The sequence below is a fragment of the Agrobacterium sp. 22-210-1 genome, assembly GCF_053522525.1.
Genome location: NZ_JBNWCI010000002.1, coordinates 642,836 through 657,944 on the forward strand (window position 1 = coordinate 642,836; position 15,109 = coordinate 657,944).

Sequence of the window (15,109 nt, forward strand, 5' to 3'; positions counted from 1 at the left end):
CTGATCCACACCGCATCCCCTGCCGATCGCCTCAGCCCTCCACGAAACGGCGGACGTCATCGGGATGAACCTGCTCCAACAGGGTCGCCCGGAGGGCGTCGACGCCGCGCCAGCGCAGATCATCGTTGAAGTCCTCAAGCTTCGGCGACAGGGAAATCGCCTCGATCCCGAGGCTCGTTGCTCTGGCGACCAGGCTGTCTCGCGCACCGTCCCCTGCCGGATCGCGATCCCGGAGGACATAGAGCCTGCGCAGGCTCAGTGGGAACAGGATGGCGGCGAGGTGTGCGGCCGAAAGCGCCGCCATCATTGGCATGTGGGGCAGGACCTGACGGGGCGATAGCACGGTCTCGATGCCTTCGCCGGCCGCCAGCACCTCACCGGCGGCGCCGAAGCGGACACCGTGCCCGAGAAGATCGCCCATCGCCCGCCGCGGTGAATCGACGGGCGCCTTGCCCGAACCGTCCGGTGAAAGCCAGGTGCGGTGCGCGCCGGTCTGCTTGCCGTCGAGGTCGGTGACGGACGCGACGATCGCCGGCCAGATCTCGGTGGGCGAATGCGCATCCGGTTTATAGTAGCACCGCCCATGGTAGCGCAGCGCGGCGACGCCGGAGAGGGACGTGATCGCCCGCCCGTTGAGGTAGATTTCCGCAAGCGTGCCGCCGATCGGCTGCGACATCGCGAAAAGCCGGCGCGAGGCTTCCGGCGACCCCGACGGCGCGGGGCTGGAGGTCCTGCCGGTCGGTGCCCCCGTCGTCGCAGGCTCGGGATGCGGGAGCGAGAGGAACCGGCGCGCTTCCTCGGCTACGTCCTTGAAGTCGACGAGGCCGAGCGCCTCGCGGATGACGTCGAGGAGATCGCCATGCTCCCCGGTCGATGCGTCGGTCCATTTGCCTGCCGCGCCCTTGCCGGTTTCCGGCCCGGTCAGGCGCACGAACATCGAGCGTCCGGGGCTGTTGCGCGCATCGCCGACCTGCCAGTACCGTCCGGCGCGCCGGCCGGACGACAGGTATTCGCGGCAAACCGCTTCGGCGTGATGGCCGAGGCGGATCGCCAGCTCGGAGGCGTCGGGACGGGGCATCACGCCGCCTCCCGCTCGCCGATGCGCTCGACCGGCCAGCGATCGAGCACCCTGGCAAGCACGTCCGGGCCGCTGGCGTCGCTCGGCACGAACATGCGCAGCTTCCACGAGATGATCTCGTGGAACAGCCCGTAAGCCGTCAGGCGCTCGCGCATCGTGTCGTCGAAGCCCGACAGTTCGATGCGGTTCGCGCCCATGACGCGCACCCGGCGAAGCTGAAGGCCCTCGGCGAGGTCGAGGATGGTGCGGCCGTCCATCAAGGCGGCGAAGGCGTCGTCGGGCGCGATCGACGCGGCGCCGGTCGTGGTCGCGGTTGCGGCCCAGGCCGGAGAGACCTGCCGGCCGATGATGCGCTCGCCATCGTCCGTCTGGAGCCGATAGACGCGCGTCGAGTCGTTGGGCAGGCGCTTCCAGATCGGCAACAGCAAGCCCGTAACCATGTGAAGCCTCGCATCGGTGAACTCCGGCACCTCGGCGATCTCGGCTTCCCAGGCCGATGCGAAGGCATCCCGGTCGGCTTCGGCCCAGTGCGTCCCGCCCATGAGGCGGATCGGGATGTTGTGCGCCTCGGTCGGGCGGATCAGGCGGACACGGCGGTCGATCTCGCCGTCGTCGAGCATGACGCTGCTCGCTGGTATCTGCACGGCGGCCCGGCCGGAGCGCTCGTTGACGAGCAGCTTCGCGCGCGGATCGGCAAGTTCGGCAAGAGCTGCGTCGAGCGTCACCGGCCGGTTGCGCCTGCGTTCGTTGATCGTGAGCAGGCTGGTTTCCGCGCCGGTGCGGGGGTGGGTGTAGATCGTCTGGCGATCGACGACGACGAAGCTTTCGGCGCGCAGGGTCTCCAGCCCGGCGTCATAGGTGCCGGACGCGATGGCACCTTCGATGCGGGCCGTCAGCAGCCCTTCAAAGGCGGTGAACAGCACGCCTTGAAGCTCGATCGTCAGCGCCAGCAGCCTGTTCAGGAAGGTCGTGATCGGCGGCAGCTCGTCCTTGAGGCCGTTCGAGTCCATCAGCTTCAGCCCGGTGGCCTGCTCGAAGCGGTCGAGCGAGCATCCCTCGACCTTGCCGCGCACCAGCAGGAAATAAAGCTGACGCAGCGCGTCGCGGGCGTAGGGGCTCTCCAGATTGTCCTCGGGCCGGAACAGGCCCTGGCCGCCGGTCTGGCGCTGGCCGCGCGTGATCGCGCCCAGCGTGTCGAGGCGGCGTGCGATCGTGCTCAGGAAGCGCTTCTCCGCCTTCACATTCGTCGAGATCGGCCGGAAGAGCGGCGGTTGTGCCTGATTGGTGCGGTGCGTCCGGCCGAGGCCCTGAATGGCGGTGTCCGCCTTCCAGCCCGCCTCGAGCAGATAGTGGACGCGCAGCCGCGTGTTCTTCGCCGACTTCTCCGCATGGTAGCTGCGGCCGGTGCCGCCGGCGTCGGAGAAGACGAGCACGCGCTTCTGATCGTCCATGAACGCCTGTGTCTCGGCGAGATTGGCGGCGCCTGCGCGCGTCTCGACGACGAGACGGTCGACGGTGACGCTGCCGCCGGGCTTGCGCACGATGCGCCGCGAGCGGCCCGTCACCTCGGCAACCATGTCCGTCCCGAAATGCTGGACGAGCTGGTCGAGCGCGCCGGGAACCGGCGGCAGGCTGGCGAGCTTGGCGATCAGCGCGTCGCGTCGGGCGACGGCCTCGCGGCTTTCGACCGGCAGGCCGTCGCGATAGACCGGGCGCGACGACAGATTGCCCTCCGAGTCCGTGAACGGCTCGTAGAGCTGGACCGGGAAGGAATGGGCGAGATAGTCGAGGACGTATTCGCGCGGCGTGATGTCGACGCGGACGTCGTTCCACTCCTCGGTCGGCAGCTCCGCCAGCCGCCGTTCCATCAGCGCCTCGCCGGTCGAGACGATCTGGATGACGGCCGAATGGCCCGCCTCCAGATCGGCGGCGATCGAGCGCAGCAGGGTCGGCGCTTTCATGCTGCATAACAAATGGCCAAAGAAGCGCTGCTTGGCGCTTTCGAAGGCCGAGCGGGCGGCGGATTTCGCCTGCCTGTTCAGCGTGCCGGAGCCGCCTTCGCCGCCGCCGGTGATGTTGGCGGCCTGCATCGCCGCATCCAGATTGTTATGGATGATGGCGAAGGCGGCGGCATAGGCGTCGTAGATGCGGACCTGCTGGGGCGTCAGCTCATGCTCGACCAGCTCGTATTCGACGCCGGCGAAGGAGAGCGAGCGGGCGGTGTAGAGGCCGAGGGCGCGCAGGTCGCGGGCAAGCACCTCCATCGCCGCCACGCCGCCGGCCTCGATCGCCTCGACGAACTCCGCGCGCGTGGCGAAGGGGAAATCCTCGCCGCCCCACAGGCCGAGCCGCTGCGCATAGGCGAGATTGTGGACGGTGGTCGCGCCGGTGGCGGAGACATAGACGATGCGCGCGTTCGGCAGCGCATGCTGGAGGCGCAGCCCGGCGCGACCCTGCTGCGAGGCGGCAACGTCACCGCGTTCTCCCTTGCCGCCAGCGGCGTTCTGCATCTGGTGCGCCTCGTCGAAAATGATCACTCCATCGGCGTCGGAGCCAAACCATTCGACGATTTGCCGGACGCGCGAAACCCTCTCTCCGCGGTCGTCGGAGCGCAGCGTGGCATAGGTTAGAAATAGGATGCCCTCGTTCAGCGTGATCGGCTTGCCCTGCGGGAACCGCGACAGCGGCGTGACCAGCAGGCGCTCCATGCCGAGCGCGCCCCAATCGCGCTGCGCGTCCTCGATCAGCTTGTCGGACTTCGATATCCAGACCGCCTTGCGCCTTCCTTGCAGCCAGTTGTCGAGGATGATCGCGGCCGACTCGCGTCCCTTGCCGACGCCGGTGCCGTCGCCGATCATGAAGCCCTGGCGGAGGCGGACGGCGCCGCTGGCGTCCTCGGCCGCGGCGCTCAGCTTGTCGAAGGTGTCGTCGACCGTCCATGCGCCGGCGAGGAAGTCGGAATGCGCCTCGCCGGCATAGATCACCGTTTCGAGCTGCGCGTCCGACAGCAGGCCGAGCACGTCCGCCGGCAGCATCGGGCGATAGCTCGGCTTCGGCGGGGCGACGCTCGCCATCGACGTCGACTGGACGAGCTGGGTGGGATGCGCGCAAGCCCCGGAAATCCGGATGGTCTGGAGACCGTATTCCTCATAGATCGCATCCGACAGGCGACCGGCCTGGGCAGGCTTCCAGTCGACCGTCTCATAGGCGAGCGGAACGCCCTCCGGCTCGCGATGCGCCACAGCCGGCGCGGCCTTCGCCGCCCGGTTGATATAGGCGCGCACGGTCCGGGGCGCGGCGGTCGCGGCCATGGGCACGGCGATGGAAGGGTCGACCGGCGGGCGGGCCGGGAGATGCTCGGCCAGCCATCCGAGAAGCGTGGCGACGTCCGGCGCGACGCCGGGCGCGGTCGGGAACGCGGTCGGATCGTCCGCCGGCAGCTTGTCGATGACGGTGAGCCGCGTCGGGATGGTCGTGCCGTGCTTGGCATAGACCGACCCGTCGATCGCGGCGGAGAAGACGACGCGGCCGCGTTCCTGCAGACGGGCATAGGCCGAGGACCAGGCCGGTGCGTCCGGCGCGAAATTCGCCCCGGTGATCGCCACCAGCCGGCCGCCGGGCGCAAGGCGCGCCAGCGCCGAGGCGACATGGCGGAAGGCGGCGTCGGCCATGCGGCCCTCGACATTCGCCATCACCGAAAAAGGCGGGTTCATGAGAACGACGGTCGGAAGGAGAGCCCGGTCGAGGTGATCGTCGATCTGGGCCGCGTCGAAGCGCGTGACGGCAAGGGCCGGAAAGAGGTGGGAGAGAAGATCGGCGCGGGTGTCGGCCAGCTCGTTGAGCAGGAGCGAGCCGCCGGCGATCTCGGCCAGGATGGCGAGAAGCCCGGTTCCGGCCGAGGGCTCCAGCACGCGGTCGGCCGGCGTGATGGCTGCGGCGAACGAGGCTGCCAGGCCGAGCGGGATCGGGGTGGAGAACTGCTGGAAGGTCTGCGCCTCCTCGGAGCGGCGCGTATGCGTCGGCATCAGGCCGGCGATCTTGGAAAGCTGCGGCAGGACCGCGGCGGCGGAGCCGGCCTTGCGGAAAAGCGGCTTTCCGTATTTGCGCAGCATGAGGACGGTCGCGACCTCGCAGGCTTCGTAGGCGGTCTTCCAGTCCCAGGCGCCGGCAGTGTCGGAGCCGCCGAAGGCGGTTTCCATCGCGCCGCGCAGCATGGTGGCGTCGACGCGCTGGCCGCGTTCGAGGTCAGAAAGGAGGATCTGCGCGGCAACGACGATCGCCGAGGGCGTGGCGGACGCAGCGACGGGCGGAAGCGATGCGGCGACCTCGGCGGCCGCGGTTGCGGATATCATGTTCATGATGGGGAACCTCGGGAGAGTGGACGGAAACGAGCCGCGCAGCGCTCTCTCTCGACCGCACCGGCTCAAATCCGTCCCGGCCCCTCTCTTCCTCTCACAGCTTCCGCGAAATCGCCGAGAGCAGCCGTTCGCCGCCGGAGGTTTCCGGCCGTCACCTCGTTGAGACGACGGCTTTGATCTACAATTGAGCGGGCTGGATTTTGCGCCGGTTTGCTTGCGCAAATCCCGAAACAACCGCGATATTGGAAGGATTAAGCTCGTGAGGACATGGCTGCTTCCGCGTGCGCCGAGATTCTACTGGCTCATCATCCTGGCGTTCGCGGCATCGACGATCACGTCCGATTTGCCGGATTTCGGAGAGGGGCATTGGTCGACCTCGACCGCCTTCCGTGCCTGCATCATCGCGATCGCGCTTCTCCTCGCCGCCCTGTCGGAGTTCTGGGACATCGCGCCCGCGATCATCGTCAGCGCGGAGGCCCGCTACCAGAACCGGCAGGCGCAGGCGGTCTACACGATCCCCGTCGTTTTCGACACCGCACCGACCGTCGTGCCGAGGATGTCGCGACTGCGCGTGACGCGGACGGATGACCATCGGCCCGTCAGGCCGTGGACCTTGCGCTTCGACTATGCCGCCGAAGGACAGAAGGGCGAATGGTAGGACGGCCGCCCCCGCCGCGCCGAACGGGCCATCGCGAACACGACGAGAGCGCCCCGCCGTGAGGCGAGGCGCCCGGTCAAGTCAGTCGATCGCCGCGAAGATAGCCGAAGCTTCGGCATGTCCCTTCGAATAGGCTGCGAGGCGATGGTAGGCTTCCGCCAGATGGTCGGAATCGTGGCGCAGCGCGAGGTTCGAGAGGACGAAGAGGGTCGCGATGATGCCGGCGGCCTCGGCCGACACCTCGCCGCGAAACTCGGTGAGCCCGCTTTCGATCCGCATGGGCGATCGCGACGCGGGGGCGAGGAACAGCGGGCGGCCCCCATACTCGTAGAAATTCCAGAAGCCCCCGCGATAGTCATAGGGGCTGAGCCGCTCCATCACATGATAGACGGTGTTTTCCGCGATGATGAGGAGCCGCAGGCCGAACAGGGTCGGCAGGAAGGTTTCGCGGCAATCGTCCGCTACGATCGTTGCGGTCTGGCGGGCAGTGGCTTGAAGGGTCATGGCCTGGTTCTCCGGAGAGAGGAAGGAGACAGGTCCGGGCGGCGCTCTCTCTTCAACCGCCCCGAACCGTCCAGGCCCCGTCCCTTCTCTCCCTCGCTCACAGGCGCCAGAGGCCGCCGGCGATCTCCCGCACCAGCATGTCGCGCGCCTTCGCCATCACCTCGCGGCCGCAGGTCTCGGGGTGATCGAAGAAGCGCGCGGCCGGGCCGTTCTCGGTCCAGTCGGCGTAGTAGCAATAGGACCGATCCTGAAGCCGGAAGGCCGTCATGTCGGCGGCCCAATGCGGCTTCGGCTCGACGACGACGGTGACGCCATCGCGCGTTTCGGGCCAGGGCAGCGAGCGCTGCGAGGGCGGGCAACGAAGGTCCGCCGCCAGTATCTCGTCGACGGTGATCATGACGCGGCTCCCTCGCCCGACCTGGCGATGAAGCCGTCCGGATCGTCGGGATCGGGCGGCAGGTAGGCGTCGTAGGGATTGCCATCGGCCAGATGGCCGAAGGGCGTCATGACGAAATCGCCGTCCTCCGCGCGGCCGACGGCGCAAAGGACGTAACGGCGCTCGCCGGTGACGGCATCCAGGCACTCCATGAGTGCGAGATTGCCGTCGCCGGCGGCGCGGAGAAGCGTGTTGAAGTTGGTGCGGGCGTGATCGGGAATGGCCATGTCAGGCTCCTGAAACGAGAACGCCCGGCGCGATGGCCGGGCGATGGATGGGGATTGCGATCGGGGAGACGCAGGCGTCAGAGGCGGAAGCGCGCGACGAGGCGTTGCGCCTCGGCGTGGTGGCGCAGCATCTTGCGATAGAAGCGCTTGCGCGCGTCCCGCCTGTCGGGATCGCGCAGGGCGGAGCGGGACAGCTTGCGCCGCGCCGCCCCGACGACCGTGCGGCCGCGTTCCCACACGGGAACAGCGAGACGGAGATAGGTGGCGTACATCGCGGCCACCTACACGTTGATGCGCTCGCACAGCGCGTCGATCTCGGGGAGATCGAGCCCGGCGTGCGCGCCGTCGTTGTTGTAGATGTCCAGGAACACCGGATCGAGCGGCCCGTTGACAAGGGCGAGCTGAAGGGTGCGAAGACCGGCGAGCACCGCATCGCGCTCGTGGGCGGTCATGGCGACGATCAGGAACGCCTCGACCGTCTCACCCTTTTCGAGAAGACGGACGCCGGTGGATTCGTCGATTTCATAATCGTCGAACTCCTGCACCTCGCCGGTGGCGATCCATTCGCCATCGTAGCGGACGCTTTCGGCGACGCTTCGCGCCTCTGCGGGCGTGCCGGCCTCGACGACGGTTTCGTAATAGACAAAGGCATCGTGGCCCTTGCGGACAACAAATCTGGGCATGGGAAGCTCCATAGGGAAAGCACCGGGCGCGACGGCCGGTCTGGTTGACGGGATGGTGGGAAGGCTCAGTGCCAGGTCTGCCACGCGCCGCTTTGGGCCGCGGCGTGGCAGCGCAGCATCTCGCGGTAGAACTTGCGGCGCAGAAGGCGTTTGCAGCGGTCCCGGCGGACCCAGGCGGGAAGCATTCGCGCCGCCGCCCGCAGGACCGCCCGGTCGGTGTCGATCACCGTGATGCCGAGATCGGCATAGATCGAGTGCATCATGGCCGGCCTCCCTTGGTGTTGCGCCACAATGCCGGTCCGAGGGCGGTGAGCACCGCGCGGATCTCGGCCGTGCCGGTCCGGTCGTCGGGAGCGGTCGATCTGACGACAGCCAGGCATGCCGAGCTGATCTCGCAGTCGGTCACGGCGTCGGGCGACAGGCCGCCGAAGTCCGGATCGGTTGCGAGGATCGTCGCGATGCGATCGCGAACTCGATCTTCCTCAAGCCATGCCAGGACATGGCGACGTCCGGGAAGATCGGCGGCAGGGTCGGGATCGCGCGCGCCGGCGATGATCGCCTCGCCGCGTGCGACCTCCCAGGAGGCGCGCGAGATCCAGTCCCTCTCCGTGGCGGTATTCGCGCAAACGTCTGCGACCAGCATCTTCAGCAGGCCGAGAACGATCTCGAACTGCGCGATCTTCCGGGCGTCCGTCTCCGCGAACTGCGAGGGAACGGCAATGGATGACCGTGCGAGGGGCGCATCCGGTCCGGGCCAGATGCCGGTGACGTAGGTCTCGCCGGCCGACTCGTAGGCGATCGCATCGCCATCCCGATCGTCGTCCTCGATGGCGAGCCGGCAAGCCAGCTCGGGCGTGTCGGCCTCGTATGTCCGCGTCCGGTAGGCCGGGAGCCGGTAAGCGGTCTCGATGGTGAACATCGGCATGATGTGCTCCTGAAACGAAAACGGCCCGGCGAGCGCCGGGCCTGGAGGTGGAAGGGGGAAGATGCGGGGCGACCGCGGCCGCCCCGCGGATGTGGGACTATTCGGCGGCGACGAGCACCGCCGGATCTTCGCCGGTGCCGGCTTCGGGGGCCTCGTCGTCGCCGGCGAGGAAGTCGGGAAGCGCCACGTCGGGCTCGTCCTCTTCGGCTGCACCCTCGATCGCGGGCTCTTCGCTGGCGAGACGCAGCGGTTCCGGGAGCCAGCCGGTATTCGCCAGCCGCTCCTCCGCCTCGGACGCCATCCACATCTTGTCCTTCTTCTGGTTGTCGAGGAGATTGGCGGTGCTCTCGCCGACGGCCTCGGCGATGGCTTCGAGGATGCGCTGCTTGGTCACGCGACCGAAGTAGTTCGCGACGGTCGGCCGGAATCCGGCCTCCGCCATGTCGAGGCCGGTCACGCGGGCCAGGCGGTCGGCTTCCGCCATGCGCGCCTGGAGCTGCCTTTCGGAGATGCCGGTGGCGCTCATGGGATTGGGCCGCTCGTAGAGCGCGTTGATCCCGAGAGACATGCAATGCGCCAGCAGCGCCATGCGGTTCTCGTCGTCGAGCGCAACGAGCCAGTCCCAGAGCGCATCGTCGTCGGTCGGCACCTTGGCCTTCCATGCGGCGTGGCGCTTGTCCACGGCCTTCGCATAGGGCGTGGTCTTCAGGTCGGTTCCCTGATTGCCGCAAAAGACCTCGTGAACCGAGACCTGGACGGTCGCGCCATGGGTGGATCGCCTGAAGGCGTCGCGGGCGAGCTTGTGCAGCAGCGCCGTCATGGCGACATGGGGATTGCTGCCGACCGCGTTGCGCAGCGCGATGGTACGATGCGCCGACAGCTCGATCACCAGCTTTTCGGGGAGCGGCCGGATGACGTCCACGTCCTCCTCTGGCTCGACCGGCCGGCCGTTGACGGCGATGACGGTGCGCGGTCCCTCGGGCGAGAGATCGTCATCGTCCTCGCCGTCGATACCGGCATCCGGCTCGACGCCTTCGGTGTCGACGGTCTCGACCGGCTCGTCCTCGGGGCGCACCCAGCCGCGATTGACGACAAGCTCGCCGTCCTCGTCGACGGTGACGAAAGCGCCGGCGATGGCGATCTCGACCGGATCATAGACGGTCGGGCGGCGCTCGAAGGCTTCGAGCTGCCTTTCGATCTCGCCTAGGCGCCGGTCGATGTCCTCGGGCAGCTCCTGATCGGCCGGGTACTTGGCCTCAAGCCGCTCCTGCTGGCTGCGCAGCTTCTCGCGTTCGCGCCGCTCCTTCTTGGACAGTTCCGCCGGCGTGCCGACGACGCCGCGCAGGCCGTGGTCATAGCCGTAGGGAAGTTCGAGGTCTGCTTCGACCCACTTCCAGCCTTCGGCGGCCACAGCATCCGCGGCCGCCTTCAGCTTCTCCCCGACCAGCCGGTCGAGAAGCGGCACGTCTTCCAGCCATCCCTCCTCGTCATCGTCGAAGAGATAGCGCGGCAGGAGAGACCCGCTCGCCGCCAGATAGGCGTCGAGGCCGACGAAGCGCGCACGCTTGTCGGATGCGGGAACCTCGGTCTCGGTGAGCATTTCCCGGATCTGCCAGGGCTCCTTGTTGTGGGACTGCCGGACGGCATCCCAAACCTGCTCCTGGCGTTCGTGATCGGGATGGGCGGTGAACGCCTCCAGCGTCCGGAGCGTCATGCCGTTCGCGGCATAGACCTCGTGCAGCTTGGGCGAGACCTTGGCGAGCACCAGGCGCTGCTCGACATAGCGCGTCGTCGTGAAGTAGGCGCTGGCGACCTCCTCGTGGGTCATGCCGCCATCCACCATCCGCTTGAAGGCGCGGAACTGGTCGAGCGGATGCAGCCCGACGCGGAAGGTGTTCTCGGCCAGCGAGTCGTCGACGGCCGAGGTCTTGGCATTGGCCTTCTTGACGAGGCAGGGGACCAGGCCGTCCTCGGGGAAGCGACCCTTTGCCACCAGGCGGGCGATGACGCGGTAGCGGCGACCGCCGGCCGGGGTCTCGAAATCGCCGGTCTCGTTGCCGTCGGCGTCGAGAACGGCGCGGACATTGATGCCGAGGATCAGGTCCTCGCGGCGCTCGACATCGAACTCAAGCTCATCGAGGCCCGCATCGGCGTCGACTTCGCGAACATTGTCGTTCGACAGATGGATGCGGTTGAAGGGAATGTCGCGCGACCGCGAGAACTCGATCATCGCGAGGGCGGGCTTCTTCTTGGCAGCTCGGGCCATGGTGGGGTACTCCGTGACGGGCGCCGAGAGCCTCTCTCTCCGCTATCAACCCGTCACGAAATCCCCATCCCCTCTCTCACTCTCTGGAACGCCGATGCGGGCGCCTGCCTCACCGGGCGGGGAGCGACGGCCGCGGCGCGTCCACCCCGTATTTCCGCCGCAGCGTGTCGATCGCCGCCTCCTGCCGGACGATCCTGCGACGAAGCCGGTCGAGATCGGGACCGGACGCCTTGAGCAGATCGTCGAGGATGCGGCGGTATTCCGCCTCGTCCGCGCCGGTCCAGCGGCTCATCGCACGATGGTAGTGCCGCGCTTTCGGCCGCCGGCGGATCGCCTCGGCTTCGGCCCGGCGGCATACCGCGCGCTCGGCCAGCGCGAGATTGTCCCGGCTTCGGGCGAGGCCGGCTTCCATGCGCACGAGAGCGGCGTGAAGTCGCGCGCGGTCAATCACGCCGCCCGCCTGTCAGGCTCGGCCTCCACCGGGCGCAGCCCGTCATCGGGGGCGAAGGACAATATCCAGTCGGCCGCCTTGCTGGCCTGGCTGGCGGCGCGGACCACGGCGCGGGAATCCTCGCGCAGCACGTCGAGCCAGGAGCCGATATAGTCGGCATGGCGCACGGTCGGGACGATGCCGAGCGACGCGCAGCAGAATGCGGCGCTCATCTCGGCGATCAGTTCCTCGAAGGCATATTTCTTCGTGCCGAAGGAGGAGGAGAAATCGCGGTTCAGCCGGCTGCGATGGCCGCTGGCGTGACCCAGCTCGTGCAGGGCCGTCCGGTGCCAGTTGATCGGCTCGAAATAGGCTTGCGGCGGCGGCACGACCACATAGTCGTCGGCCGGTACATAGAATGCCCTGTCGCCGCCGATGCGGAAGTCGACGCCCGTCGCCCTGATCAGCGCCTCGACCCTCGGCTCGATCAGGCCGGGGGGCGGCGGCGGAACCGCGACGGTGATGTCGTCGGGCAGCCGTTCGCATTGCGCTGCATTGAAGACGGTGAAGCGCTTGAGGAAGGGGATGGCCTGGGCTTCCTCGCCGGTCTCGCGCGCCCGGCGCTTCTCGTCCTCTGGGACGAAGCGGTCGGCATAGACGACGGTGGTGCCCTGCTCGCCCTTGCGGACATTGCCGCCGAGCGCGGCGGCCTGCCTGTAGGTGAGCCAGCCCTGACCGGGAAAACCGTGCTGCACGACGGCGCCCCAGAGGATCAGGATGTTGATGCCGCTGTAGCTGCGGCCGGTGGCGGCGTTCCTCGGCAGGCCGAGCGGCGCTTTCGCCGACGCCGTGCCCCAGGGCTGGACCCAGGGGAAGCGGCCGACCTCGAGCTCGGCGATGATCTTGCCGGTGATCTCGTCATAGAGGTTCGTCCGGTCCGAGCCGGCGCGAGGGGTGCGGTCACGTCTGGACATCGCGGTTCTCCGCGACGGGCGCCGGGAGCCTCTCTCCCAGCCCTCAACCCGTCACGGCAAACCCCGTCCGCACTCTCACTCTCGGGGGGCGTTGCGGGGTCTCCCCGCAGAAGGGGGTGTGTCGGCAACGAAGTGCCGACCAGGGGGAAGGCTTTCCCCCGCAAGACCGTAAAACCGTGGAAGCGTATAAATGCAAAAGCATAGATACGGACCGCCGGAAATCGCGAAGGACCGCCAGCCTCGAAATCGCTCCGGTCCCGCCCTATCTTGCCATCCATGTGCAACGCCTATGAACAGCATGTGAAATGGGTCGAGTATTGCAGGATGATGCAGGCGCTGGAGCTTGGGATTCCGACGCAACAAAGCGACCTTGACCTTCCCGAACATGACGACATCCGCATCAACCAGATGGGTCCGGTGATGCGGGCGACGGCGAACGACCGCGAGGTCGAGCTGGAGCGGATGAATTTCGGATTGCCGTCGAACCGGCCCGAGGGCGGCCCGGTGTTCAACTTCCGCTCGGAAGGGCGCGATTTCTCCAACACCCATCGCTGCCTCGTCCCGGCCTCGGCCTTCTTCGAGTTCACCGGCACGAAATATCCGAAGACCAAGCACCGCTTTACGCTGAACGGAGCGCCCTTCCTTGCCGTCGCCGGCATCTGGCGCGAGGCGCAGGGCAATCACCCGGCCTCCTTCGCCATGCTGACGACCGATCCCGGTCCCGACGTGAAGCCGATCCACGACCGGCAGATCGTGGTGCTGCGGCCGGAAGATTGGGCGGCCTGGCTATGGCTGACGAAACCGGAGGCCGAGTTATTACGGCCGCTGGAGCAAGTCTCCCTCTCGGTCGAGACGGTGCGGAAGGGTGCCGACTAGCCCCATCGCCGCTTCCATCCGCCACTATGACAGCGGCATCCGACGACGAAAGCGGCCGTCAGCTTCTCCAACATGCGATAGTGCGCTCGACCGCTTCCCGGCCGAGGTGACGCCTTTCCTTGAAGAGTCTAGGGTAGATTTGTGGAAGTTTCGGAGCTGTTGGCGGGGGCATGGCGGATATATTTGAGAATGCGGTAACTTCGATTGTGCTCGGTATCGAAGATTTCCGAGAGGGTTCCGACGCGCGCATGTTGAGTGCGGCGCGCAACTACTATGCGGGCGTGCTGTTACTGGGCAAGGAATGCCTCGTCCGTGCCGCCCCTGACGCCGATCCGATGGAGATCATCGGCGCGAAATTCGAACCCGTCCCCGATGGTGACGGCGGCGTTGACCATGAGGTTGTCGGCTATGCGACGGTAGATCTCGCCCAGCTCAAGAGCCGATTCAAGAAATTCGGCTTGTCCTGGCCTGACGTGAACATCGAAAAGCTGCAACGATTCCGAAACAATCTTGAGCATTATCACCTGGCCGAACCCGTTGGAGCGCTGAAGGAGGCGATCGCCGCCTCATTTCCGATGGTTATCGACTTCCTGGAGACGCTGAAAGAAGATCCGCAAGACGTCTTGGCGGACGTCTGGGATACAATCCTTGAAGAGACGAATGCCTTCAATAAGGTCCAGAAGAGCTGCATGGACAGCCTTCTGCGCCTGAATTGGCCCGGTGAGATCGGGCAACTGGATCGTATGTCTTGCACCAATTGTGGCTCGTCTCTTATCGGTCAGACCGACCGCGACAATATCGAGAGCGAAGCGGCCGATGCCAAATGCTTCCAGTGTGGCCATGAGTACGATCAGCGGCAGCTTGCTGAGATGGTCGTGTCGGCGAGCTACGAGATCGACGCCTATTATGCCGCCAAGAACGGTGACTCGTCACCGATCGCGACATGCCCCGAATGCAGCGCCGACGCCTATGTCGAGAATGGAGAAATGAGCATTTGCTTTGCATGTAAGGAAACGATCGGTGGCGAGTGCAGTCGATGCAGTGCCGACATCACGGTCCATGAGTACAATCCAGACTATCCCGGTTTGTGCAGCTACTGCGCTCACACCTGGGAAAAGGTTATGCGAGAGTGACGAAGGATATTGTCATCCGCACCGCCGTCGAGACGGATAATTTGATGGAGATGGTGCGAGCCTCTGCCGCACGGGCTCAACAATGGATGGCGTCGCAATCGGGGGACCCGCTGGACCTGTTGCGCCGGATGAAGTTCGATCCAATTGGCTTCCATCCCCTCGAGGATCGGCCGTTAAATCTGATCGAGCAAATCAATCAGACTTGGACCTTCGCCGTCGCCATCGCGGCTGCCCGCCAATTGTTGAACCTACATCCAGACGTGAGCGGGTTTCGGCTCGCCCCTGGCGCGCACGCATCGCTTGAACTCGACATCATGAGTGAGGAAGCCGGCTATGTCGGCGCCGAGACCTTTGCGGCTGTCAATCCACGCAACAACGGCAAGCTGGCAGCCGATCTTGTTAAGCTCGCATCTCGCATGGAGCGATATAAGTACGTATTCTTCATGTCACCCTTGTTCCCCGGCAACGAACGCCGACCGCAGTTCGAACGCAATGGGATAGAGGTCTGGTCTGTCGATTTCTGACCAGGACGAAAGGGTTGTCCGACAGGGTGGTCGTCGG

At 66.7% G+C, this 15,109-nt stretch carries 16 protein-coding genes; 4 read left to right on the forward strand and 12 right to left on the reverse strand.

The annotated features are described in order from the left end of the window. Positions 1 to 31 precede the first annotated feature (31 nt). The gene (locus ACQZ5F_RS15945) at positions 32 to 1,078 is read right to left on the reverse strand and encodes a DUF7146 domain-containing protein (protein WP_003497251.1); all 1,047 of its coding nucleotides are present in this window, start codon (positions 1,076 to 1,078) and stop codon (positions 32 to 34) included. Further along, positions 1,078 to 5,436: a strawberry notch family protein gene (locus tag ACQZ5F_RS15950; RefSeq protein ID WP_003497253.1), complete on the reverse strand. Its 4,359-nt coding sequence runs from the start codon at positions 5,434 to 5,436 to the stop codon at positions 1,078 to 1,080. The genes ACQZ5F_RS15945 and ACQZ5F_RS15950 overlap by 1 nt, the downstream gene beginning before the upstream one ends. A gap of 259 nt (positions 5,437 to 5,695) precedes the next feature. Here ACQZ5F_RS15950 and ACQZ5F_RS15955 point away from each other — a divergent pair, with 259 nt between their 5' ends. Further along, complete coding sequence (locus ACQZ5F_RS15955) at positions 5,696 to 6,094, forward strand: hypothetical protein (RefSeq protein WP_003497254.1); 399 nt, start codon at positions 5,696 to 5,698, stop codon at positions 6,092 to 6,094. 81 nt (positions 6,095 to 6,175) lie between these two features. Here the strand turns inward: ACQZ5F_RS15955 and ACQZ5F_RS15960 are convergent, their stop codons facing one another. The 10 genes from ACQZ5F_RS15960 to ACQZ5F_RS16005 all read right to left on the reverse strand — a co-directional run bounded on the left by ACQZ5F_RS15960 (position 6,176) and on the right by ACQZ5F_RS16005 (position 12,539). Then, entirely contained in the window at positions 6,176 to 6,598 is a 423-nt protein-coding gene (locus ACQZ5F_RS15960) for an antirestriction protein (RefSeq protein WP_003497256.1), read from the reverse strand. Positions 6,599 to 6,695: 97 nt separating this feature from the next. Next, positions 6,696 to 6,995, reverse strand: a complete 300-nt coding sequence (locus ACQZ5F_RS15965; protein ID WP_003497258.1) for a hypothetical protein — start codon at positions 6,993 to 6,995, stop codon at positions 6,696 to 6,698. After that, positions 6,992 to 7,261 carry a DUF6117 family protein gene (locus ACQZ5F_RS15970; RefSeq protein ID WP_003497260.1) on the reverse strand — a complete coding sequence of 90 codons (270 nt, stop codon included), beginning with the start codon at positions 7,259 to 7,261 and terminating at the stop codon, positions 6,992 to 6,994. The genes ACQZ5F_RS15965 and ACQZ5F_RS15970 overlap by 4 nt, the downstream gene beginning before the upstream one ends. 77 nt (positions 7,262 to 7,338) lie before the next feature. Next, on the reverse strand, positions 7,339 to 7,533 hold the full coding sequence (locus tag ACQZ5F_RS15975; protein ID WP_024897976.1) for a hypothetical protein: 195 nt from the start codon (positions 7,531 to 7,533) through the stop codon (positions 7,339 to 7,341). Between the two features lie 9 nt (positions 7,534 to 7,542). Continuing rightward, the gene (locus ACQZ5F_RS15980) at positions 7,543 to 7,944 is read right to left on the reverse strand and encodes a hypothetical protein (protein WP_024897975.1); all 402 of its coding nucleotides are present in this window, start codon (positions 7,942 to 7,944) and stop codon (positions 7,543 to 7,545) included. Positions 7,945 to 8,009: 65 nt separating this feature from the next. After that, positions 8,010 to 8,207, reverse strand: a complete 198-nt coding sequence (locus ACQZ5F_RS15985; RefSeq protein WP_003497264.1) for a hypothetical protein — start codon at positions 8,205 to 8,207, stop codon at positions 8,010 to 8,012. After that, entirely contained in the window at positions 8,204 to 8,869 is a 666-nt protein-coding gene (locus ACQZ5F_RS15990) for a hypothetical protein (RefSeq protein ID WP_024897973.1), read from the reverse strand. Before ACQZ5F_RS15990 ends, ACQZ5F_RS15985 begins: the two co-directional genes overlap by 4 nt. Before the next feature lie 97 nt (positions 8,870 to 8,966). Continuing rightward, positions 8,967 to 11,135 carry a ParB/RepB/Spo0J family partition protein gene (locus ACQZ5F_RS15995; protein ID WP_024897972.1) on the reverse strand — a complete coding sequence of 723 codons (2,169 nt, stop codon included), beginning with the start codon at positions 11,133 to 11,135 and terminating at the stop codon, positions 8,967 to 8,969. Positions 11,136 to 11,244: 109 nt separating this feature from the next. After that, the gene (locus tag ACQZ5F_RS16000; RefSeq protein ID WP_003497267.1) at positions 11,245 to 11,586 is read right to left on the reverse strand and encodes a hypothetical protein; all 342 of its coding nucleotides are present in this window, start codon (positions 11,584 to 11,586) and stop codon (positions 11,245 to 11,247) included. Further along, complete coding sequence (locus tag ACQZ5F_RS16005) at positions 11,583 to 12,539, reverse strand: ArdC family protein (RefSeq protein ID WP_003497268.1); 957 nt, start codon at positions 12,537 to 12,539, stop codon at positions 11,583 to 11,585. The genes ACQZ5F_RS16000 and ACQZ5F_RS16005 overlap by 4 nt, the downstream gene beginning before the upstream one ends. A gap of 276 nt (positions 12,540 to 12,815) precedes the next feature. Here ACQZ5F_RS16005 and ACQZ5F_RS16010 point away from each other — a divergent pair, with 276 nt between their 5' ends. From ACQZ5F_RS16010 to ACQZ5F_RS16020, 3 genes are all read left to right on the forward strand, one after another. Beyond that, entirely contained in the window at positions 12,816 to 13,415 is a 600-nt protein-coding gene (locus ACQZ5F_RS16010; RefSeq protein WP_003497270.1) for an SOS response-associated peptidase, read from the forward strand. Between the two features lie 170 nt (positions 13,416 to 13,585). Continuing rightward, complete coding sequence (locus tag ACQZ5F_RS16015; RefSeq protein WP_003497272.1) at positions 13,586 to 14,548, forward strand: hypothetical protein; 963 nt, start codon at positions 13,586 to 13,588, stop codon at positions 14,546 to 14,548. Beyond that, positions 14,545 to 15,072 carry a hypothetical protein gene (locus ACQZ5F_RS16020; protein WP_003497274.1) on the forward strand — a complete coding sequence of 176 codons (528 nt, stop codon included), beginning with the start codon at positions 14,545 to 14,547 and terminating at the stop codon, positions 15,070 to 15,072. The genes ACQZ5F_RS16015 and ACQZ5F_RS16020 overlap by 4 nt, the downstream gene beginning before the upstream one ends. The last annotated feature ends 37 nt before the right edge of the window (positions 15,073 to 15,109 follow it).

Excerpts from the sequence above, each read along its gene's own strand:
- ACQZ5F_RS15945 (WP_003497251.1), bottom strand. The coding sequence starts at position 1,078 with ATGCCCCGTCCCGACGCCTCCGAGCTGGCGATCCGCCTCGGCCATCAC.
- ACQZ5F_RS15950 (WP_003497253.1), bottom strand. The coding sequence starts at position 5,436 with ATGAACATGATATCCGCAACCGCGGCCGCCGAGGTCGCCGCATCGCTT.
- ACQZ5F_RS15960 (WP_003497256.1), bottom strand. The coding sequence starts at position 6,598 with ATGACCCTTCAAGCCACTGCCCGCCAGACCGCAACGATCGTAGCGGAC.
- ACQZ5F_RS15965 (WP_003497258.1), bottom strand. The coding sequence starts at position 6,995 with ATGATCACCGTCGACGAGATACTGGCGGCGGACCTTCGTTGCCCGCCC.
- ACQZ5F_RS15970 (WP_003497260.1), bottom strand. The coding sequence starts at position 7,261 with ATGGCCATTCCCGATCACGCCCGCACCAACTTCAACACGCTTCTCCGC.
- ACQZ5F_RS15975 (WP_024897976.1), bottom strand. The coding sequence starts at position 7,533 with ATGTACGCCACCTATCTCCGTCTCGCTGTTCCCGTGTGGGAACGCGGC.
- ACQZ5F_RS15980 (WP_024897975.1), bottom strand. The coding sequence starts at position 7,944 with ATGCCCAGATTTGTTGTCCGCAAGGGCCACGATGCCTTTGTCTATTAC.
- ACQZ5F_RS15985 (WP_003497264.1), bottom strand. The coding sequence starts at position 8,207 with ATGATGCACTCGATCTATGCCGATCTCGGCATCACGGTGATCGACACC.
- ACQZ5F_RS15990 (WP_024897973.1), bottom strand. The coding sequence starts at position 8,869 with ATGCCGATGTTCACCATCGAGACCGCTTACCGGCTCCCGGCCTACCGG.
- ACQZ5F_RS15995 (WP_024897972.1), bottom strand. The coding sequence starts at position 11,135 with ATGGCCCGAGCTGCCAAGAAGAAGCCCGCCCTCGCGATGATCGAGTTC.
- ACQZ5F_RS16005 (WP_003497268.1), bottom strand. The coding sequence starts at position 12,539 with ATGTCCAGACGTGACCGCACCCCTCGCGCCGGCTCGGACCGGACGAAC.
- ACQZ5F_RS16010 (WP_003497270.1), top strand. The coding sequence starts at position 12,816 with ATGTGCAACGCCTATGAACAGCATGTGAAATGGGTCGAGTATTGCAGG.
- ACQZ5F_RS16015 (WP_003497272.1), top strand. The coding sequence starts at position 13,586 with ATGGCGGATATATTTGAGAATGCGGTAACTTCGATTGTGCTCGGTATC.